Genomic DNA, 22,022 nt, shown 5'->3' on the forward strand with positions numbered 1-22,022 from the left:
TTTTTAAGTTGATGCTTTTTTAAAAGTTGATATTTTTATTCGAATTGACGCTTTCGTTCGCTAAAGGGGTCTGACCCCTTTAGCGAACGAAAGCATAAGGATACGATGATTCTTTGAGATGTGCTTTTTCAAAGATTGATCGTATCTTTTTTTTCAAAAAGAAGGAATTTTATGTGGTCGGAGAGAAATGGTTATTAACGGACTATTTAAGGAAAAATTCCTTAAATGAATAGAATGGAGTGGATAGGTATGAAGAACGATCAAGTGATCACAACAGAGCGGGTGATTGAGCTGCGCAGAGAGCTGCACCAGTTTCCGGAATTAAGCGGAGAGGAGTGGCAAACGAGTAAGCTTGTGCAGGAGGAGCTCACGAGGATTGGGATCCCGTTTGCAATAGGGTATGCAAAAACAGGCGTGCTCGGTGTGATTGAAGGTACACATAAAGGGGGAGTCGTTGCGCTTCGAGCGGATATGGATGCACTGCCGATCCAGGAGGAAACAAATGATCTCTATGCTTCAAAAATAGATGGTGTTATGCATGCTTGTGGTCATGATGCACATACAGCCATGCTCATTGAGACGGGCAGAGTGCTGTTTGAACAGCGGGATCAGCTTGCTGGAACGGTTTTACTAGTATTTCAGCCATCAGAGGAAAAGGGGCCTCTTGGTGGAGCGAAGCCAATGATGGAGGATGGTGTATTTGACCGCTGGAAACCAGATGTGGTGTTTGGACAGCATGTGTGGCCGGATTTGCCAGTAGGAACGATTGGTGTACGAGCGAATGAAATGATGGGTGCCTCTGACCGTTTTACCATTGAAATAAAGGGGCAAGGAGGACATGCAAGTATGCCGCATCAGACGAATGACGCGATTATTGTTGCGTCATCGCTGATTGCAAATCTGCAAACCGTAATAAGCAGAAATATGGATCCGCTGCAATCCTCGGTGCTGACGATTGGGACCATTGAAGGCGGCTATCGCTATAATGTTGTGGCGGATCGCGTGACGCTCACGGGGACGGTTCGAACATTTGAAAAGGATATAAAAGAACAGATGAAAAAGCGTTTAGTGGAAGTCGCTAAAGGTACAGCGGCAACATTTGATGTTGAAGTTGAGGTTGATTATGTCGATGGCTATCCTCCGACCATCAATACCCCAGAATGGGCAGAATGTATTAAGCAGACCGCAATGTTGACCTTTGGTGAGCAAGCAGCACCTGAAGTGAATCCGTCACTTGGCGGAGAGGATTTCTCTCGTTTTCTAGAAGAGTACCCAGGTGCCTTTTTTTGGCTCGGAACAGGAAATGATGAAGCGTTTGAACGGCGTCCGCTGCATGACTCGCGTTTTCAGCTCGATGAAGCAGCATTGCCTGTGGGTGTGAAAATGATGACTGCATTGGCAAAGCAGGCACTGAATCAACTTTCAGCAAGAAAAAGCGGTGATAAATAATGGAGATATCAGAAGAAAATCAAAAAAATTCACTTATAAAATGGCGAAGAACGCTGCACCAGATTCCAGAGGTTGGCTTTACTGAGTTTCAGACCACCTATTTTTTAGCAAAAATGCTTGATGAGCTGGGATGGACGGTTACGGTCGGCAAAGAAGTGATGAATGAAGAAGCAAGGTATGGCGTACCAAGGTCGAATGTGCTTGAAGCATCCAAACATCGTGCGCGTAATGCAGGTATTCCAGAAGCTTTTTTGGAAAAGCTTGCGGGAGGATTCACGGGTGTTGTTGCAACGCTTGATTCGGGCAGAACTGGTCAGCATGCCGCATTGCGTTTTGATATAGATGCGCTGCCCATTGATGAAACGACGAATGAGAATCATCTGCCGAACCGAGAAGGATTTGCATCTACCCATCCTGGAGAGATGCATGCATGCGGTCATGATGCACATGCAGCAATCGGATTGGGTGTGGCGCAGAAGCTGTCATCTGAGTTACCCAAATGGAATGGCAAGGTAACGCTATTGTTTCAGCCGGCAGAAGAAGGGAGTCGTGGAGCAAAGGCCATGGTGGCAAATGGGTGGCTGGATGGAGTCGATTTGTTTTTAAGCGGGCATGTCGGCATTCGTTCGCTTGCCGTTGGACAGGTTGCCGCATCATCGGATCAAATTTTAGCGACGACAAAGCTTGATGTGACCTTCAAAGGAGTAGCTGCTCATGCAGGCGTGGAGCCTGAGAAAGGGAAAAATGCATTGCTGGCTGCAGCTTCGGCTGCGGTTCAGCTGCTTTCCCTTCCTAAGCACCCAGGCGGGACTACAAGGTTAAATGTCGGCTCAATGAAAGCAGGAAGAGGGCGTAATATTATTCCAGATGAAGCCGTGATGGAGGTTGAAACTCGAGGAGAGACAACAATTCTAAATCAATGGGTCGTCACGCAAGCAGAACACATCATTCGAGAAGCAGCACAGCAATATGAAGTGGAGGTCTTGATTGATTATGTTGGAGAAGGAGAGACAGCAGCATCTGATTTGTCTTTTGCCCCGCTGCTTGAGCGGGCAGCAGAAAATAGCGGGATCATTACGGAGGTTTTTCCGGTGCAGCCGCTGGGAGGCTCGGAGGATGCAAGTGTCATGATGAATTACGTTCGAAAAAAAGGGGGCAAGGCGACGTATATGATATTTGGAACCCCTCTTGCGTCAGGACATCACCAACCTGATTTTGATATAGATGAACATGTTTTACAAGTGGGAGTAGACGTCTATACACGTCTGATTTATCAAACATCAAAGGAGCTGAAGGAAAATGAATAATTGGCTTGAAACAACACTTCTTGCTTTAAATTTAACGAATAAAATGCAGAAGGCAGAAGGATTTACAAGGCTTGGGCTGTCCTTGGATGAGCAGCGGTCGATGGCTGTTTTTTGTAAAACGGCATCGGATCTCGGTCTTTCCGTGAAGAAGGATCCAGCAGGAAATATCATTGCACGATGGAATCCAGCGCAGTCAATATTGCCAGCCGTCGTGGTGGGCTCGCATCTGGATACTGTTACAAATGGGGGGGGATATGACGGAGCTGCGGGTGTGCTATGCGGACTAGCTGCTGTTAAAAAGCTTCAGGATGAACAGGTAATTCCTTCTCATCCCATTGAAGTTGTCTGCTTTATTTCAGAGGAATCAGCACGTTTTGGCATTTCGACCATTGGCAGTAAAGCAATGGCGGGAATGCTGGATAAGGGCATAGGAAGTGTGAAGGATGCTCATGGAGTGACAATCAAAGAAGCAGCGGAACAAGTCGGCATTGACTGGGGAAATGTCATGGCAGCCGAACGTGACGAAAGTGAAATAAAAAGCTTTGTAGAGCTGCATATTGAGCAAGGTCTTGAGATTGAACGTCATCATGCTGAATTTGGAGTCGTGCAAGGGATTGCTTGTCCCATTCGATTGAAGATAACGGTTAATGGAAAGGCTGGCCACACAGGAACTACCCCAATGGGAGAGAGAAATGATGCCTTGGTTGCCATTGCGCCGCTTGTCACGTTTGTGTCAGAGGAAGCGGCCTCATTAAGTGCTGGCTCTGAGCTCCCAATTGTTGCAACCGTAAGTACAGTGGAGCTTTCACCAAACTCGATGAATGTGATCCCAGGCAAAGTCGAGCTTGGAATTGATATTCGAAGCGTGGAGGATGCGCTAAAAGAAAAGATGGCAGAAAAAATAGTTCAACAGTGTAAAAGACTTCAAGAGCAGCTAGATGGTACAATAACCATAGAAACACTCGTACATAATCCATCTGTTCATTTAGATGCTTCTATTATGAACCGTATTAAAGAAGCGGGAGAAAAAACAGGCTTCAAAAGCCATGTTATGAACAGCGGTGCAGGCCATGATGTCATGAATATGGCGAAAAAATGGCCTTCAGGTTTATTATTTATTCGCTGCCGTGATGGGCTCAGTCATCATCCGGAGGAACACGCAGACATAGAGGACCTTGCTATGGGTGTTTCCATACTGTCCGCATTTTTGCGGCAAGAAGCAGGTGAAGTCAGTGACCATACAAATCGGGATCATAGGACCCATAGACTCAATCGAACGAATTGAGTTTGTTGCGGAAAGCTTTCATGATGTAGTAGTTAAATCCTTTTCATATAACGATGTGCAGGAGATTGCAAGCATTATCGAAACGCATGGACAAGCAGTAGATCAATGGTTTTTTTCCGGGCAGTCTCCTTATCATTTTGCGCACTCTCAAGGCCTGATCACGGAAGAGCATGCAGCATATCCGCCGCTTCACGGCACAAGCTTTTTTGGTGCTCTTCTTGAAGCGCAATATCAGGAGGAAAAGCTCATTCGTTCTGCAAGTATCGATACGATCGTCCCTAAGGAAATTGAAGGAGCTACACAATTTCATGATTTTAAAAATATCACCTTCTCCACTTATCCCTATGAAGGATATTTAGAAGTGGAGGAATTAGTCAGCTTTCACCGGACGCGTTTTTTAAATAAAGAAGCGGATGTTGCGCTTACTTGTATCCACGCAGTACAGCAAAAATTGCAGGCACAAGGAATTCCCTGTTACAGGGTTGTCCCGACAAATATTGCTATCCAGATGGTATTTCGATTATTGATTGGCAGAGCAAAATCGGAAAAATACCGTAATGCCCAAATCGCGATAATCGGATGCGAAACGATCGCCCCATCCATGTCTATTCAACATGAACCTCAGCACTCTTTTACTCAAAAAGAAAAAGAGCTTGATTTGCAGAAAATTTTGCTGCAAATGACGCGGGCAGTACAAGGCTCCCTTGTGAAAATGGGTGACGGTTTATTTTTCATTTTTTCAACGAGAGGCGAGCTTGAACGATCACAAGAAACGTCCTCATTTGATGACACAGTTAATCATATTGCACTGGATACGGGGCTTCAGGTACGCATGGGATTGGGAGTAGGTGCTACTGTTACTGAGGCCGAGGATCATGTAAGGCTGGCACTGCAGCATGCGAGGCGCTATGAGCATTCCATGATTGTCAGCGTCAATGAAGATAAAGAAATACAAGAGCACGTCCCAGGTGAGCAGTCAATGTCATTTTCTGTACGGTCTCTCGGAGAAGAATGGATGAAAAGGTTCAAGGAAGCGGGAATCAGTCCAGCCATTGCTTCCCGTATAAGAGCATGGATGAAACGTTATGACAAGGACACCATTTCCACGCATGATATTGCGACATGGCTTCAAAGTACAGAACGAAATGGCCGCCGTGTTATGGCAGAACTCGAATCGATTGGGTTTGTTACGATTTGCGGTGAAGAACAATCCGGAGGCAGAGGACGTCCAAGAAAACTATATCGATTATCTGAGTAGAACCTGTTGATTTGGCAGGTTCTATATTTTTTTTAAAAAAATTTGTCGGAAAAAAAGGAATTTTTAAATGAATAGCGAATTATTTATTAACGGAACAAATAAGGAAAAGTTCCTTTAATAAATTCAAGGGAGTGATTTGATGGCTAAAAAACCTCATACTCAAGATTCGGAGAAACAAAAGTCAAAAGGTCTCATGAAGGTTCTAAGCGGGATTGAGAAGTATGGAAACAAGCTTCCGGATCCGTTTATGTTATTCGTTTATTTAAGTGTTTTTGTCATTTTATTATCATGGTTCATTTCAAGTCTTGGCGTAAGCGTTGTACACCCTCAAACGGAAGAGGACGTTGCCATAAAAAGCCTCGTGTCAGGTGAAGGACTCCAGTATATGCTATCCTCCCTGCTAAGCAATTTTACAGGCTTTGCACCGCTTGGGCTTGTTTTAGCAATGATGATCGGGATTGGATTAGCTGAAAAGGTTGGGCTATTGGAAGCGGCGATTAAACGTACGATTTTAAAAGCACCTCCTGCTCTTGTTACATATGCCGTTATTTTTGTAGGAATTATGGGGAACTTAGCTTCTGACGCTGCTTTTGTCATCATCCCACCGCTGGCGGCACTTGTTTTCTATACGGTCGGACGCCACCCTTTAGCAGGTTTAGCGGCAGGTTTTGCAGGCGTTGGTGCTGGTTTTACGGCAAACATTATCATTACAGGTACGGATGCCCTTCTTTCTGGTATTTCTACAGAAGCAGCACGTGATTTTGGGATTATCGTTACACCGGTAGATAACTGGTATTTTATGATTGTCTCGTCCTTTATGCTGTTATTTGTAGGGGCATTCATTACGAATAAAATTATTGAACCAAAGCTTGGTAAATATGAAGGAAAAGTGAATAAAAAATTGGAGGAGCCATCTCCGCTTGAAGGAAAAGGAATTAGAAATGCTGTCATTAGCGGAGCGATTTATATCATTATCCTGTTAGTCGGCTTGACTTGGCCGGGATCAGCACTCAGAAATGAAGATGGAGGAATTATTCCGTCACCGTTTCTAAGTGGAATTGTTCCAATTACGTTATTCTTTTTTATTGTAATGGGTGTAGCCTATGGCGTCACCGTGAAAAAAATCACCTCTACACGTGATGTACCGAAATATATGGCTGAAGCGATTAAGGATATGTCAGGCTACATTGTATTAATTTTTGCTGCCTCTCAGTTTATTGCTTATTTTAACTGGAGTAACCTTGGAATATGGGTAGCGGTTAGTGGAGCTGATTTCTTAGAATCCGTTAACATGACCGGATTAATCGCGATTATCGGCTTTGTATTCTTCACTGCCTTATTAAACCTGTTGATCTTTAGTGGATCTGCTCAATGGGCTCTACAAGCACCTGTATTCATTCCAATGTTTGCCGTGCTTGGCTACAATCCGGCTTTTGTCCAAGCAGCCTACCGAATTGCAGACTCATCAACGAATATCATCACACCCATGAATCCGTACATTCTAGTAGTGCTTGCCTACATGAAAGAATACGATCCAAAAGCGGGACTCGGCACACTCATCGCTCTCATGCTGCCATACTCCATCGCCTTTCTAGGCTGCTGGATCATCCTGCTGCTAATCTTTGCGATCGGCGGCATCCCATTTGGTCCAGGTGTAGGCGTTTATAGATAATATAGGACACTTTCGTTCGCTAAAGGGGTCTGACCCCTTTAGCGAACGAAAGCAAGGGAGAGACCATGAGATATCTACATCTCATGGTCTTTTTTGTTTTTTCACGGGTTCTGTATTGTAACAGCCACTTTTATTTTGTTAATAAGAGAAGAGAGGAATAAGAGACGTGAATTAAAGACGATTAAAAGACATGTCATAAATTTATGGCGTCACTTACTATTGAAAGTGAAGATTCTGAATATTTATGGTGACTGGAAGGGGATGGGGCTGTCTATCACGCCAGATAGGCCCTTACTGCAAAGTGTCACGTTTATGGCAAAAAAATGCTGGTTACTCATGTTAATCAATTTTAAGTCGAATAACGAAGAAGTATTTTATTAGAGACAGTATGGAGGGTCGAGTACATGAAAACGGTGGAAGAATTAGAAGAGAGGATGACAGCTCCTTCTCAAGCATTAATTGATGATATGAAAAGAGTAGATGGGAATCTTTTAATCTTAGGTGTTGGCGGGAAAATGGGCCCATCGCTTGCAAAAATGGCAAAACGGGCGATTGATGCTGCAGGTTTGAGTAAAAAAGTCATTGGTGTATCACGTTTTTCAACGGGTACCCTGCAGCAGGAGCTGGAGGAAGCAGGGATAGAAACGATTGCAGCTGATCTTTTGAATGATGATGAGCTTTCGAGACTGCCGGTTGAAAAAAATATTATCTACATGGCTGGAAATAAATTCGGTACAACGGGCAATGAACATTTTACTTGGGCCATGAATGCGTATTTACCGGGAAGAGTGGCGGAACATTTTAAAAGATCTCGTATTGTGGCCTTTTCGACAGGAAATGTATACCCGCTTGTTCCTGTCATCCAAGGAGGCTGTGATGAAAGCCATGAGGTAAATCCCGTCGGTGAATATGGGCAATCTTCCTTGGGACGTGAGCGTGTATTTAGTTATTTCTCACATCGCGACCAAACTCCGCTTGCTATTTTCCGATTGAATTATGCCATTGATCTGCGATATGGTGTATTGCTTGAAATCGCTCGTGCTGTTTATGAAGAAAGGGAAATCGATTTGTCCATGGGACATGTCAATGTGATTTGGCAAGGGGATGCGAATGAATATGCGATTCGTTCTTTACTCATTGCCGCATTACCGCCTGCTAGGTTAAATGTCACAGGCCCTGAAACCATTCCTGTACGATGGTTGGCGCAGGAGTTTGGTAAACGCTTTGAGAAGAGGCCGCTGCTTACAGGCACTGAACAGCCGACAGCATTGCTTAATAATGCCAGTAAAGCTCATCAGCTTTTTGGTTATCCACGTGTGTCGATTCAAGAAATGATCGACTGGACGGCAGAGTGGGTTATGGATGGAGGAACAACCATTAATAAGCCTACTCATTTTCAGCAGCGAAGGGGGACATTTTAATGGCGCTCTCTTCTGAGTTGCATGCGTTTTTACATGAGGGGACAGTGATTCCAGCACATCCGCTTGCCTTAGACGAGAAGAAGGAGCTGGATGAAGAAGCGCAGCGTAGATTAACCCGCTATTATATCGAAGCAGGGGCTGGCGGTATTGCTGTTGGCGTGCATACAACACAATTTGAAATACGTGATCCAAAGCATGGCTTGCTGGAACCGGTTCTTCGAATGGCCGCGGAGGAAATTGAAAAAGCCAAGCTTACAAGGCCCTTTTTAAAAATCGCCGGTGTATGCGGTCCGACAGAACTGGCGTTACATGAAACGGAATTGGCAAAATCTTTTGGCTACGATCTTGCTTTGCTCAGCAATGGAGGTCTCACTGCTTATACAGAGGAAGAGTTGCTTGAACGTACCCGCGAGGTTGCAAAGGTGCTGCCTGTTTTCGGATTTTATCTCCAGCCTTCTGTTGGCGGCCGTGTGTTTAGCTTTAATTTTTGGAAGCAGTTTGCTGAAATTCCCAATGTCCTTGCGATAAAAATGGCGCCATTTAATCGATACCAGACGCTGGACGTGGTGCGCGCCGTCTGTGAATCGTCCAGAGCGGATGAAATTGCGCTTTATACGGGCAACGATGATAATATCGTCATCGATTTATTGACAACCTACTCCTTTTTAATGGAAGGAAAAATAATTTCCAAACCAATTGTTGGGGGCTTGCTTGGACATTGGGCTGTTTGGACGCAGAAGGCTGTTGAGCTCTTCAATGAAATAAAAGAGGTAAGAAAGCTGCAGGCATTGGATTCGAACTGGTTGACCGTTGCACAGCAGGTAACGGATTCAAATGCGGCATTCTTTGATGCGGCTAATCAATATAAAGGCTGTATTGCTGGAATTAATGAAGTGCTGGCTCGACAAGGCTTGATCAAAGGAAATTGGTGCTTGTCGGACCATGAAGTGCTCTCTCAAGGTCAAGCGGAAGAAATCGATCGCATTTATGCCATATACCCTGACTTACATGATGATCAGTTTGTACGGGAATTTTTGGTACAATCGAGATAAAGAGAAGGACATTTATGACAAGCAAGAGGGTCCTTTTCTACAGAAGATTGGGAGGGCCTGTATGGAAAACAGGATTCGATTAGGTGTAATAGGCCCGTTATGGGTACGTGAACAGATGGAAAATTGTTTGACAATGTTTCCTTCTATAGAGCCGGTTTTTCGTTTTTCCGACCAGCTGCTTGATGCGGCCGTTTTTACAAATGAATTAGATAGAGAAGTAGATGCCTATTTATACTCTGGACGCCTTCCTTATCTAGTAGCAAAATCGCAAATTCCTAACGAGCTTCCGGCTTTCTACATCCCCTTGAAGGGAGCTGGTCTATATCAAGCACTTTACCGATTACGCAGGAAGCAAAGCTTTGAACGGATCAGCTTGGATGGAATTGCCCCTGCCTATGTGGAAAAAGCAAGAAAGTCATTGGATGAATCCTTTTCATTTACTGTCTTTGAGGGACCTGTGACATTGGACAATGTGGATGACATTCTGTCCTTTCATGAGGCGCAGCATTCAGCCGGGGATACGGTCATTATAACGAGTATGAAAATAATAGCGGAGCTTTTGACGGAAAAAGGGATACCAAATGAATGGTTAAAGCCTGCTGAAGAAGACATTATAGTGATTTTGGAACGGCTTTTACTGGCAACGGATCAACGAAGAGAACGCGAATCCCAAGTAGTATTTGGCACGATTCAAATTGATAGCTATTCGAAGCTCGTAAAGCAGCTGGCTTCAGCCCATCAGGTACAGAAGCGGAATGCTCAGCTGTATCGGCTGCTGCTGGATTATGTGGAGCAGATGGACGGCTTTTTAACATCCATCAGTGGAGATGAATATTTATTTATCACCAATCGAGGGACGTTCGAGCGTGTAACGGAGGGCTATAAATGGATGCCGATTTTGGATGAGGTAAAGCGCGTCCTTAATATGCGGATCTCAATCGGTGTAGGCTTTGGCAGAAGTGCCATTGAAGCAGGCACCCACTCGCGTATCGCGTTATTTCAAGCACAGGAATATGGAGGTTCGTCCTGCTTTATTGTAAGAGAAGACCGCAGTGTGTTTGGTCCGGTCGAGGTGGCAGCGCCTGTTACATATCCGCTTACCGTAACAGACCAGCATCTAATAAAACAAGCCGAAAAAGCGGGCATGAATGCAGCCCATTTTGAAAAAATTATTGCCTTGATCAAAAGAAAAAAGGTCAATCAATTTACGGCCCATGAGCTGGCGCAAATATTAGGTATTACGATCCGCAGCTCGCATCGCATCATTTTAAGCTGGGTCGATGCAGAAATCATTAAAATTATCGGTACAGAAAAATTATCAGCAAGAGGGCGGCCAAGACAGGTATTTATGCTGGATTTTGGAAAGGAGCTTGTGTGATGAACATCGGGATGATTGGGTTAGATACGTCTCACTGTGAGATTTTCACAAGACTGCTTAATGATCAACACGACCCTCATCATATTTCTGGAGCCCGTGTGACCAAAGCGATTCCCTTTTACTCTTCGGATTTGGAGATTAGCAGAAATCGGGTGGCTATTTTTTCTCAAATTGTGAAGGAAAAGTATCAAGTCGAGCTTATGGAGGATCTTAGTGCTTTCTGTGCAGACATTGATGCCATCCTTTTAACCGCTGTGGATGGTCGCAAACATTTGGAATGGGTAAAAAAAATCGCTCCTTACGGGAAGCCGGTTTTTATTGACAAGCCCATTGCACTCTCATCTAATGACGTGCTTGAAATGATGCGCTTGTGTGCTGAATATGACATGCCGATTATGAGTTCGTCTTCACTTCGGTATGCACAATCCTTTCGGGAGGCAATGGATAAAGCTGATGGCCAGCTGGAATCTCTTTATGTATACGGTCCGCTTCCGCTGCAGCCCCACATACCAGGTTATTTCTGGTACGGAATTCATATGCTTGAACTCGTCATTGCGGCTCTTGGGACAAGCTTTAAAGAAGTACACAACGAGCATTTTCCAAACCATGAGGTATGCACGATCCGCTTTGATGATGGAAAAAGTGCGATCGTCCGTGGGGACTACGAGTGCCATAATTTGTTTGGCGCAGTTTTACATACAGCAGCGGATACGATAGGAGTAGAAATATGGAAGGATGAAAAACCTTATTATGCGAGTTTGCTTGAAGAAATCATCCGTTTCTTTCAAACTAGCCATTCTCCTATCAATATCGAGGAAACACTTCAGCTTATTCGGTTAATAGAAGAGGTGAATACGAAAAGAAGTGAAAAAAGTTTCTAGGAGAACGATCAGATTGATCATCACATTTTTCCTGGAATAATTTTTATTATATAAGCTATGTTAAATGTCTATCGTTGATTTTTTGCACAGCATTGATTGGAACGGATACGCGAGACTCCTGCAGGCTCACCGCCTGCCTCGCGGAAAGCGAGCGCCTGGAGTGGAAATCAACAGACACGTTTAACAAAGCCTATTATAAAAGGTTTATTTACTTATTAATTTGGTACAAAACAACAGAAACGGGGGATAAGGATGAAAAAAGTTGGAATGCTGTTTGCTTCAATTCTTTTACTAGCAGGCTGTAATGCACCGTGGGCATCTGATAGCAGCGGTGAGACGGGTACGGAAAATAAAGATGATCAGGTAACGATTGAGGTGATGATGTTTGAAGGAGGTTTTGGGTCAGAATGGGTAAAATCTTCTGCAGATGCGTATATGGAACAAAATGAAAACGTTTCCGTAGAGGTGATAGCGAGTCCGGACATCCATCAGCAGTTGCAAACACGTTTTCTATCAAATGATGTGCCTGATTTAATGGTTCCTGGTCCAAGCTTTGACATTATGGGAGTCATTAATGATGGTAAAATTTTGGGTTTGGATGACTACCTTGAAGAAGATTCATATAGTGGAGAAGAAAAATGGCTGGATACGTTTGAACAAGGGCAGTTCAACCTGAAAAGAGACGGCAAAACACTTGGAATCCCTACTGTTTTCTCCTCAGGCTATGTTTGGTGGTATAACGAAGCACTGTTTGAAGAAAACGGATGGGAAACGCCAGAAACGTGGCAGGACTTATATGTGTTAAAAGATCAGGCAGCTGAAAAAGAAATTCCTTTATTTGCCGTGCCTGGTATGCACCCAGGATATTATTTTAACGGGATTTTTATCCCGCTGGTTGAGCGTATAGGAGGCAAGCAGGCTGTTTTAGATGCGTTTAACCTGAAGGAGGGTGCATGGACATCTGAAGCCTTTGCAGAGGCTGCACGTGAATCACAAAAAATGGTGGAAGAAGGATTGTTCCTAGAAGGGACCTTCGGCTTATCACATACAGAGGCACAAACGTTGTTTTTCCAAAACCAAGCGTTGTTTGCTACTGCTGGGACATGGCTTGAAGGGGAAATGAGCGACATCATTCCAGAAGACTTTAAGCTTCGTGCCATGAATCAGCCGATTTGGGAAGGCAGTGATGCGGAATTTTTAGCGCCTGTTTCAACAGGCTGGGGCGGTGCTTGGTATGTGACAGAGGACAGTGAAAATAAAGAAGAGACCGTTCAATTTTTAAAATTCCTTTCCAGCAGTGAAGAAGTAAAGAAAATGGTCGAATCAAGAGGGCTGGCGAGTGTCGTGAAAAATACAGAGGATGCGATTTCCTCCGATGCACTGAAGAGCGCACTTACTGTCATGCAGGAAGCGGAAGGCAGCTATGCACCAACAGCCATTAATGACTCGTATCCGGAAATGACAAATAATATGATTAATATTTACCAAAGCTTGATGCTGAATGAAATAACACCGGAAGAATTTACTCAAAGGGCAGAGGAGTTTGCTGCACAGGTTCGTGATGACAGCAGTATTCAAAAAATGGAGTTTTCTTGGTAGACAAGGCCGGGGATGACAATCCTGTCATCCCCGGTTTTAAAAGGAGAGGCTAATATGAAAAGAAAAGGGGACAGGCTTGCCCTTGTGTTTTTTCTTAGTCCAGCATTATTCCTGTACGGGCTTTTTGTACTCTATCCATCTATTCAAGCTTTGTGGATGAGTATGTATCAATGGCGTGGTCTCGGGGAAAAAACATGGATTGGCTTTGGAAATTATGAGCGAATGATGTCAGATGCTATTTTTATAAACGCAATGAAGATTACAGGTAAGTATATTCTTTTTCAGGTTCCGCTTGTTTTAATCATTTCGATCGGCCTTGCATTAACGATAGCAAATCTATTAAAATCCCGCTGGTTGAATACCTATCGGGCGACAGTCTTTTTTCCGTATATTTTACCGGGTGTCGCCATTGCTATGCTGTGGGCTACTATTTTTAATCCAGTGAGCGGCATGCTAAATGGCTTATTAAATGCGATTGGCTTGGAGCAGTATACGACTGAATGGCTGGGGCGGACTGAGACAGCATTTGGCAGCGTTGTTTTTGTTAATGTCTGGAGCATGGTAGGGTTCTATACAGTGCTTATTTTGGCAGCGATTCTTAATATTCCGGAGGAACTGACGGAAGCAGCCGAAATCGACGGGGCGGGAAAATGGCAAAAAAGCTTTTATATTATTCTCCCTTTATTAAAGGATGTTCTTCAGGTTGTCATTGTTTTTACGCTGATTAATACATTGAAGATATTTGAAATGCCGCAGCTTTTAACCTCGGGCGGTCCGAATCGATCGACTGAACCGATTTCGCTCTATATTTATGAACAAGCCTTTCAAAATTTTAATTTTGGCTATGCTTCGGCATTGGGCGTGATTTTCCTGATTTTAATTTTTATCGCATCAATGCTCACACTTAGATTGACAAGGGGGGAAAAGGTTTGAACAGAGCAACTCGAAATCTAGGCTCTCATCTGCTGTTAATCCTTTGCAGTCTGCTCATTTTATTGCCGGTGCTTTGGGTGTTTATCAATTCTCTTAAACCATCAGCGGCGATCCTGCTTGAGCCGTTTTCTTTGCCAACCGTTCCCGCCCTTGATAACTATGTCAGGGCTTGGACTGATGGAGGCTTAGGGATCGGGTTTTTAAACAGTATTTTTGTCACAGTTATTACGGTTTTTTTCATTGTAATAATTTCAGCTATGGCAGCCTATGCGTTAAGCAGAAAGCGATTTCGTTTCCGCATCGCGATTCAAAATACATTTTTGACCGGGCTGATGCTGCCTACCTTTCTAGCGATGGCACCGCTTTTCTTATTGATGAACGATCTTGGACTCGTGAATTCTCATCTTGGGCTTATCGCAGTCTACGTTGCGTATTCTCTGCCTTTTACTATTTTTATGCTGATTGCTTTTTTTAATCAGATTCCTCACACATTAGAAGAGGCTGCTACAATTGATGGCTGCGGCCCGATTAAAGCGTTTTGGAAGATTATGCTGCCGCTCGCAAAGCCAGGTCTTATCTCCGCGGCAATCTTTAATTTTGTAGGTATTTGGAACGAGTATATACTTGCGCTCATTTTATTAAGTGACGATCCATTGAAAACGCTGCCAGTAAAGCTTGCCAATATTATGATGAGGCAGCAGTATCACACGGACTGGGGCGCGCTTTATGCGGGAATTGTGCTGTCATTTATTCCAGTTGTAATCTTCTATCTCATTTTTCAGCGTCGTTTAATCGAAGGCTCAACTGCAGGGGCTGTGAAAGAATAAAAATGTCCCGAGCTGGTGTAACGTGGGTTTTCCATGTCTTTTTTACTGGTTCACATAAAATGAACCAGTAGTTATTAATATTTTACAAATATACAAATTATTATGGTAAAAGATAAGCAGAAATAAAATTCTGAACATTATAAAAATAGTATTGACTTATTATAATGGGTCTCGTAATCTTATTTTAAGTACCAGATATGAACCAAAAAACAAAAACAAAGGGGAGAAATGAATGTTGATTAAAAAGGGTGGTTTTTTGCTTTTATTGCTGTTGCTGGTAATGTCATTGGCTGCTTGCAGTGATGAAGAAGGAGAAGGTGCTGCTGAGGATGGGGAATTTGGCGGTGAACTGACGGTTTGGGTGCATCCTTATGTTGCATCAGATTTAAAGGCGGATCAGGAGAAGGTTTTTGCTGATATGGCTGCATCTTTTAACGAGCAGTATCCGGGTGTCGAAGTGAATTTTGAAGAAATTCCTTGGGCAAACCGTGAGCAGAAGCTATTGACGGCTTTAGCGGCAAATCAGGGACCAGATGTATTTTATTTGATACCAGATATGATGGCTCAATTCGCTGAAACGGGCGTTCTTGAACCAATTACAGATTATATAGGGGATGACTGGGGCCAAGATGATTACGCTGACACTACACTTGAAGCGGTCACGTATCAAGGTGATCTTTACGGACTTCCGATCTTAAGAGAAGTAACAACTCAAATCTACAACAAAAATATTCTTGAAGAAGTCGGCGGCGATCCTGAAAATCCGCCAACAACATGGGAAGAGTTTAATGCGCTGGCTGAAAAAGCAGTAGATGCAGGCTATTATGGGCGCTCCTTTGAAGGGGCAAATACACCGAATGCTACGATCTATCCATTAATCTGGCAAGCAGGAGGCGACATTTTATCTGAAGACGGTGAAGTGCTGATCAACAGTGAAAAATTCGTCAAAGCTTTTGAACTCGTTAATGAATGGTATAAAAATGGCGTGATTCCTCCAGACTCAATTAACACACTTAGCCACTTTGAAGCGTTCCTTGAAGGCAATATATTTTCTGTGTTTGGTACAGGGCTGACTTTTAGTTCGATGGAAGATCGCGGGTTCACTGACTATGTTGTGGGACCGCCGCTTATGGAAGAAGAGCAGGCTACATTTGGTACAACCGGGATGTTCGTTGTTGCTTCAAATTCCGACAATAAAGAAGCAGCTTCCCTATTAGTAAAAGAAATGACAAATGAAGAGCATACAAAAGCGTTTAATACATTAACGAAGTATATTCCGCCGCGTGCGTCTGGTGCATCAATCTTTGAAGGAAATGCAGATATGATGCAGCTGACAGAATATTTGGATGTGACAAAACCAGGCGTTATGCATCCTGTAGCACGTAACATTATTCCGTTGGTGCAGGCTGAGATGCAGGCCATGATGGAAGGGACAAAGACACCGCAAGAAGCGGCGGATGCTGCAGCTGCTGCCATCCAGTCTGAAATAGATAGAATGTAATGCCTGACTGCAGGGAAGATTTTTCCTGCAGGTCGGAAATGGACCGATCCTGTGGAAGGGAATAGACATCATCTTTTCCGCTGGACCGGTTTTTTCCTAAAAAGCAGCATAGATCACCCGGGGGTGAATAAGATGGAAGCTCGTTCAATACAATCGGGTAAGCAAGCGATTCCCGAAATTTCGCGTAAAGATAGACTAAAGCGTCATTGGCAAAAGTACGCGTTGATTTACATATTTCTCGTTCCAATATTAATTCACTTTGCGATTTTTCAGCTCTTTCCCATTGCTTTTAGCTTGTATATTACATTTATGAAATGGCCGGTTATCGGGACACCGGAGTTTATTGCGCTTGATAACTGGAAAGCATTTTTTTCTGATGAGCTCGCTTGGAAAGCGGTTTGGAATACCGTGCTTTTCTCTCTTTATTACATTGTTCCAACGATGGCGCTTGGCTTGATTTTGGCGCTGTTGATTAATACGGAAAAGAAGGGAACAGGTTTTTTCAAGGCTGTGTTCTTTTTGCCGGTTGTGACGTCCTTTGTTATCATTTCAGGCATTTGGGCGTGGCTCTTTAGAGGGACGGAAGAGGGAATGATCAATCGTGTGTTATCCGTGTTTGGTGCGGAGCCACAGCTTTTTCTTTCAAATTCAAGCCAAGCGCTCATTGTTCTGGCTGGACTAAGTATATTTAAGGTTTGTGGGAGTACGATGATTTATTATTATGCTGGACTGAAGTCGATTCCGCATGAATTTTATGAAGCAGCTAAAATCGATGGTGCAAACGGCTGGCACATGTTTTGGCGTGTGACTTTTCCTTTGCTGCTGCCTATACATTTTTATGTGGCGGTTATTACCACCATCGGTTCCTTTCAAATTTTCGATTCGGCTTATCTTCTCACTCAAGGGGGCCCTAATCATTCCACAACGACGCTTGTGTATTACTTGTACCGAGAAGGGTTTACGAATCTGCGGTTAGGCTACGCCAGTGTACTTGCTTATATTCTATTTTTCATCATTTTTGCGATATCGATTATTCAGAGAAAATATTTTGGAAAAGAAGTCAGCTATAAATAGGGAGGGAAGAGAATGCACGTAAAAGGTAATGTGGTATACATTCCGCTGTTAATACTGGGCTTTCTGTTCCTAAGCCCTTTCCTCATCATGATATCCGGCTCGATTGTGAGCATGATTATGCCTGTCGGCAATCCATTCGGCTGGGTATTAAATGAGAGCCTGACACTATCTAATTTCACGTATATATTAACAAACTCTGAGTTTCTGCGGTGGATTTTCAATTCTGTTGTGATTACGTTTATACCGGTTTTTTCCCAAATGTTTTTTGCCGCTGTGCTCGGCTATATTTTTGCCAAAAAGCAATTCCCGTTCCGAGAAGGGATATTTTGGCTCATGATGGCCGTCATTATGCTGCCGAGTCAGCTTCTTATCATCCCGCGTTACATTATGTTCAGTGAGCTTGGGTGGATTAATACGTATTATCCGCTTATCGTGCCAGAAATCTGGGGTATCCTCGGTGTATTTTTTGTTCGGCAATATATGATGACTCTTCCAGCAGATCTGGAGGAAGCCGCCCGGATGGATGGGGCAGGTGATTTCACCATCTTTTTTAAAGTTATGCTGCCGCTTGCAAAGCCAGTTATTGCAACGGTAGGAACATTTGCTTTTATTGCAAACTGGAATGATCTTTTAACGCCGCTTATTTTTACAACAAGCCAGGAGATGTACCCGGTAACGGTTGGTCTGGCGTCGCTTTTAACTAAGGAAGGAAATTTTGGAGTGGAGATGGCGGGTTCCGTTATATCCTTTATCCCTACGTTTCTGATCTTCTTATTCTTTCAGCGGTATTTTGTAAAGGGCATTGCTCTAACAGGCATGAAATAATAGAAATAGAATGCATGAATTGAGGGATTTGCCATGGTAAAAAAAACATCAAGAGAAGAATTTACAAAAAAACTGGATAACATGATGGAAAGTATCCGGGATTCAATTATGAAAGGCGAGATTCAGGTTGGCGAATATTTGCCCTCGGAACTCGCACTTGTAGAGGAGTTTCAGCTAAGTAAAAATTCTGTGCGAAAAGGCTTGGAAATTCTTGTTCAAGAAGGCTTTATCGTAAAGAAATCAAGAGTAGGAAACATCGTTGTGTCGAATCGTCCGTTTGATCAGACGATTTTGCGTGTTGGTTACTATCCTACCCTTGGACGTGAAATTCGTTTTCATACATTGGTGAAAAAATTTGAAGAAGCCTATCCTTCGATCAAGGTGCAAACCATTGCTCTTTCCTATGAGCATTACCGTCAGAACGTAGGTGATTTTTTCGAAAACGATATGATCGATGCTGTGACAATTAACTTAAATGACTTTGATAAATTCAAAGGTATTCAACATTCGTATTTTGAACCGCTGCCAATTGAAGAAGACATTTATTCCTTTGTCACGGCACCTTTTCAAACAGAGCAAAGCACATATGTTCAACCGCTAACCTTTTCGCCGATTGTACTTTGTTATAATCGGGAGCATTTTGATAAAGCTGACATTGGCTACCCGGACAGCAGCTGGACGTGGGAGAAGCTGCTGCAGCAAGCGGATGGCTTGAAAAAGGCTAATGTGGATCTGCTTGCAGGATTTTATTTTCATCCGCTTTCCGTCAATCGCTGGCCCATTTTCCTTTTGCAGCAAGGCTTGCGCTTTCAAAGGGAAGAGGGGATGAGAAAAGTTAACGGAGAACAGCGATTAATCAAGGCGGCGCGTTTATTAAGAAAGCTTTTTGATGAGCAGGATTTGATGCAGACGTTTCTTTCGGATAGTGACCGTGACGCAGAGGCGTTATTTTTAGAAGGGCGGCTGTCGATGGTGATGACGTCTTATTTTAGTCTGAATGAGATGGCTAAATCTGATATTCCTTTTGATCTGGCTCCTTTACCTTATGCGGAAGAAGCTAAAACCCTCCTTCTATCGATTGGTCTAGCAGTGAATGCTCAATCTTCAAGAAAGCAGGCTGCTGAGTGCTTTGTTCGGTATATGACTGGTGAAGAGGCTCAAGAAATTATCCGACGTGAAACGCTCAGTATTCCTGCCAGAAAGTCAGTAGCTGAAATAACTGGCAATGAGAAGATCGTTAAGCCATCCAGATATTATTTATATCGAGAAACAGTTCCGACGTTTAGTCCTTTTTCAGCCCTTGGACTTTCCCAAGCGGACGTTGAGATTTTAAGAAAAGAGCTTCGTTATTATTTTTCAGGAATGATGAGTGAAGAAATGCTTGGAAAAAGAGCAGCACGTTTATTAGAAGAAAGAGTGCAAGGTGCACAAATGAATATGAACCAATCTTGACTTAGAAGGGAGGGATGCATGGCATGATGAAAAAGATCGTCGCTCAAAACGAGAAAATTTTATTAATAGATGAGTCAATACCTGCTGTGAAAAAGGGGTATGTCCTGGTTCGAACTTCTTACTCTGTGATCAGTCCGGGTACAGAGCTCTCCATGCTGTCAATTAGCGAGGAGAAAACCATTCCGCTCGGCTACAGTGCATCAGGAATGGTGGTAGAGGCGGGAGAGGGATGCTCACGTTTTGAGATCGGACAGCTGGTTGCGTGTTACGGTGCACCCTATGTTGCCCATTCAGAATACTTGCTTGTACCCCAAACGCTATGCATACCGGTCCCTGATGAAATCCTTCCGGAAGAAGCTGCTTTTGTCGGATTGGGAACGATTGCGATCCATGCGCTCAGACAGGCGGATCTTCGTTTTGGCGAATCAGTGGTGGTGGCTGGACTTGGTATATTGGGACAGCTGATAGCCCAAATAGCAGCAGCTGCAGCATATCCTGTCTACCCGTTGGAGGTAGACGAAAACCGAGCGAAACAGTTTTCTGCTATGACAGGGAAAGAGGTTTATACAAATAGTAAAAAGCTAAACGAAGCGATCGCAAAACGAACGGGTGGTCGTGGCGTTGATGCAGTTCTTTTGTGCATGGGCGGCAAACGTTCAGAAATCACAAAAAATAGCCTGGAATGGGTGCGTGACAAAGGAAAAATTGTGGTCGTTGGTGATATTGAGCCTTCATTTCCGCGGAATTTGATGTTTGGAAAAGAGGCAGAAATCTATATTTCACGTGCTGGAGGTCCTGGGCGCTATGATCCCATTTATGAAAGAGAAGCAATCGACTATCCGTATGGATTTGTTCGGTGGACGGAAGGACGAAATATGGAAGAGTTTATCAGGCTGCTGATGGAAAAGAGAGTGACAGTTGCTCCTTATATTAAAGAAATAAAATTGTTTTCACAGGCTCAGCTTGCATATGAGACTCTTTTGCACGATACCAACTCCGAGAATTTACTTACCTCTGTTTTTCAATATGATGAAGGTGGAAAAATTCCTGATGTCATCTAATAAACAGATAACTGTTGGGATTATTGGAGCTGGTGCAGTTGCCGAGCAAGCTCATTTACCAGCTTTTTCGGCTATCTCAGGAGTGGAGGTCACGGCTGCAGCCGATCTTTCGGAGGAACGTATTCGACATGTTAAAACGGCTTGGGGTGTAAAAAATGTTTATTCTGATCCAATAAAGCTTTTGGATGAAGCAAATGTGGATGCTGTTGCCATTTGTACACCAAATGTCAGTCATATTCCATTGGCAAAAGCTGCAGCAGAACGCGGCATACACATGCTGATTGAAAAACCAATTGGTACAGTCGTTGAGAATGAACTGCTTGCATTAATCAAACAAAAGAATGTAACGGCAATGGTCGGAATGACTCATCGTTTTCGCAACGAATCCGTCATTTTAAAAGAGTGGATGAAGGATGGGGTTATCGGATCGCCCTATTTTGCAAGGGTTCGGGTTCGAAGACAACGAGGTACGCCTGTAGGCTGGTTTACCAATAGCCGATTGTCAGGGGGCGGGGCTATGATGGACATTGGCGTGCACGCCTTGGATCTTATCTGGTTTCTTTTGAGCTGTCCTGCTCTTAAGTCTGTGTCAGGTCACGTGATTCAAGGCATTGGTCCCCTTCACACTCGTTTTCAATCTAACTGGACATCACTTTCCTCTCCTTTAATCAATCCATTTGATACAGAGGATTTTGCAGCTGCAACGATTCGTTTTTCCGAAAAGCTCATTGTGCAGCTGGAAATAGCCTGGTCGGCAAATGCGGAACAGGATGATTCAATTCAGCTTGAAATCCTGGGTGACAAAGGAGGTATTCGATTAACACCGCTTACTCTTTTCAAGGAAGAAAACGGGCTGTTTACTGAACATCGTCCTAAAATCGAAAAAAACGATCCATTTGCGGAGGAAATTCACCATTTTATTCATTGTATTCGTTCAAATGAACGACCAATATGTGATGCAGAACAAGGGATGGACGTACTGCGAATGATTCAAGCAATCTATCACTCTTCAGATGAGCAACGGGAAATCATTATCTAATTAGGGGG

18 protein-coding genes are annotated in these 22,022 nt (G+C 43.6%); all 18 read left to right on the forward strand.

Going from position 1 to position 22,022, the window contains the following annotated elements; all coding sequences use genetic code 11:
* The first annotated feature begins 249 nt into the window (after positions 1–249).
* The 18 genes from KP78_RS06130 (at position 250) to KP78_RS06220 (ending at position 22,014) form a co-directional block, all read left to right on the forward strand.
* Positions 250–1,449 carry a M20 metallopeptidase family protein gene (locus KP78_RS06130; protein WP_041087086.1) on the forward strand — a complete coding sequence of 400 codons (1,200 nt, stop codon included), beginning with the start codon at positions 250–252 and terminating at the stop codon, positions 1,447–1,449.
* Positions 1,449–2,756, forward strand: a complete 1,308-nt coding sequence (locus tag KP78_RS06135; RefSeq protein WP_041087088.1) for an amidohydrolase — start codon at positions 1,449–1,451, stop codon at positions 2,754–2,756. Before KP78_RS06130 ends, KP78_RS06135 begins: the two co-directional genes overlap by 1 nt.
* On the forward strand, positions 2,749–4,041 hold the full coding sequence (locus KP78_RS06140; protein ID WP_052474640.1) for a M20 family metallo-hydrolase: 1,293 nt from the start codon (positions 2,749–2,751) through the stop codon (positions 4,039–4,041). The genes KP78_RS06135 and KP78_RS06140 overlap by 8 nt, the downstream gene beginning before the upstream one ends.
* A complete protein-coding gene (locus KP78_RS06145) occupies positions 3,989–5,299 on the forward strand; it encodes a hypothetical protein (protein WP_041087090.1) in 1,311 nt (436 codons plus the stop codon). Before KP78_RS06140 ends, KP78_RS06145 begins: the two co-directional genes overlap by 53 nt.
* Positions 5,300–5,438: 139 nt before the next feature.
* Positions 5,439–6,971 (forward strand): AbgT family transporter, encoded by a 1,533-nt coding sequence (locus KP78_RS06150; RefSeq protein ID WP_041087092.1) that lies wholly within the window; start codon positions 5,439–5,441, stop codon positions 6,969–6,971.
* Between the two features lie 404 nt (positions 6,972–7,375).
* Complete coding sequence (locus KP78_RS06160) at positions 7,376–8,392, forward strand: NAD-dependent epimerase/dehydratase family protein (RefSeq protein ID WP_041087096.1); 1,017 nt, start codon at positions 7,376–7,378, stop codon at positions 8,390–8,392.
* Positions 8,392–9,444, forward strand: a complete 1,053-nt coding sequence (locus KP78_RS06165; protein WP_041087098.1) for a dihydrodipicolinate synthase family protein — start codon at positions 8,392–8,394, stop codon at positions 9,442–9,444. The genes KP78_RS06160 and KP78_RS06165 overlap by 1 nt, the downstream gene beginning before the upstream one ends.
* 61 nt (positions 9,445–9,505) lie before the next feature.
* Positions 9,506–10,822 carry a GGDEF domain-containing protein gene (locus tag KP78_RS06170; protein ID WP_041087100.1) on the forward strand — a complete coding sequence of 439 codons (1,317 nt, stop codon included), beginning with the start codon at positions 9,506–9,508 and terminating at the stop codon, positions 10,820–10,822.
* Positions 10,822–11,703, forward strand: a complete 882-nt coding sequence (locus tag KP78_RS06175) for a Gfo/Idh/MocA family protein (protein WP_041087102.1) — start codon at positions 10,822–10,824, stop codon at positions 11,701–11,703. Before KP78_RS06170 ends, KP78_RS06175 begins: the two co-directional genes overlap by 1 nt.
* 252 nt (positions 11,704–11,955) lie before the next feature.
* The gene (locus KP78_RS06180; protein ID WP_041087104.1) at positions 11,956–13,302 is read left to right on the forward strand and encodes an extracellular solute-binding protein; all 1,347 of its coding nucleotides are present in this window, start codon (positions 11,956–11,958) and stop codon (positions 13,300–13,302) included.
* 54 nt (positions 13,303–13,356) lie between these two features.
* Entirely contained in the window at positions 13,357–14,235 is an 879-nt protein-coding gene (locus tag KP78_RS06185) for a carbohydrate ABC transporter permease (protein WP_041087106.1), read from the forward strand.
* Positions 14,232–15,062 carry a carbohydrate ABC transporter permease gene (locus tag KP78_RS06190; protein WP_041087108.1) on the forward strand — a complete coding sequence of 277 codons (831 nt, stop codon included), beginning with the start codon at positions 14,232–14,234 and terminating at the stop codon, positions 15,060–15,062. Before KP78_RS06185 ends, KP78_RS06190 begins: the two co-directional genes overlap by 4 nt.
* Positions 15,063–15,294: 232 nt before the next feature.
* The gene (locus tag KP78_RS06195) at positions 15,295–16,563 is read left to right on the forward strand and encodes a sugar ABC transporter substrate-binding protein (protein WP_041087110.1); all 1,269 of its coding nucleotides are present in this window, start codon (positions 15,295–15,297) and stop codon (positions 16,561–16,563) included.
* Between the two features lie 132 nt (positions 16,564–16,695).
* Positions 16,696–17,637, forward strand: coding sequence for a carbohydrate ABC transporter permease (locus KP78_RS06200; protein WP_052474641.1), 942 nt, complete (start codon positions 16,696–16,698; stop codon positions 17,635–17,637).
* Positions 17,638–17,649: 12 nt separating this feature from the next.
* Complete coding sequence (locus KP78_RS06205; protein WP_041087112.1) at positions 17,650–18,462, forward strand: carbohydrate ABC transporter permease; 813 nt, start codon at positions 17,650–17,652, stop codon at positions 18,460–18,462.
* 33 nt (positions 18,463–18,495) lie between these two features.
* Positions 18,496–19,914, forward strand: a complete 1,419-nt coding sequence (locus tag KP78_RS06210; protein ID WP_052474642.1) for an extracellular solute-binding protein — start codon at positions 18,496–18,498, stop codon at positions 19,912–19,914.
* Positions 19,915–19,937: 23 nt separating this feature from the next.
* Complete coding sequence (locus KP78_RS06215) at positions 19,938–20,975, forward strand: zinc-dependent alcohol dehydrogenase (RefSeq protein ID WP_235420850.1); 1,038 nt, start codon at positions 19,938–19,940, stop codon at positions 20,973–20,975.
* Positions 20,965–22,014 carry a Gfo/Idh/MocA family protein gene (locus KP78_RS06220; protein WP_041087114.1) on the forward strand — a complete coding sequence of 350 codons (1,050 nt, stop codon included), beginning with the start codon at positions 20,965–20,967 and terminating at the stop codon, positions 22,012–22,014. Before KP78_RS06215 ends, KP78_RS06220 begins: the two co-directional genes overlap by 11 nt.
* Positions 22,015–22,022 lie beyond the last annotated feature (8 nt).

It is taken from the genome of Jeotgalibacillus soli (assembly GCF_000829435.1).
In the GTDB taxonomy this organism is placed as follows: Bacteria; Bacillota; Bacilli; order Bacillales; family Jeotgalibacillaceae; genus Jeotgalibacillus; species Jeotgalibacillus soli.